The sequence below is a fragment of the Alkalihalophilus lindianensis genome (assembly GCF_032843265.1).
Taxonomy (GTDB): domain Bacteria; phylum Bacillota; class Bacilli; order Bacillales; family Bacillaceae_D; genus Alkalihalophilus; species Alkalihalophilus lindianensis.
In genome coordinates, this window is sequence record NZ_JAWJBA010000320.1 from 1 (window position 1) to 272 (window position 272).

At 36.8% G+C, this 272-nt stretch carries 1 protein-coding gene; it reads left to right on the plus strand.

Translation table 11 applies throughout. The features are described from left to right. A partial coding sequence (locus tag RYX56_RS22420; RefSeq protein WP_317124131.1) for an ABC transporter permease occupies window positions 1-272 on the plus strand: 272 nt, incomplete at both ends.

A 272-nucleotide genomic window follows, 5' to 3' on the forward strand; every position in this document is an offset into this window, starting at 1 on the left:
GGCAGATTTTAAAGCTTAAAGAACAGGAATATGTAATGGCCTCAAAAACATTAGGGGCAAAGAATAACCGGATTATTTGGAAACATTTAATACCGAATACAATGGGGCCCATCATCATTACAACAATGTTTACCATCCCGACGGCTATTTTTACCGAGGCATTTTTAAGCTTTATTGGTTTGGGGCTTCAACCTCCAGTTGCTTCATTAGGAACACTGATAAATGAAGGATATAAATTATTACAGGTATATCCGCATATGCTTACTTTTTCG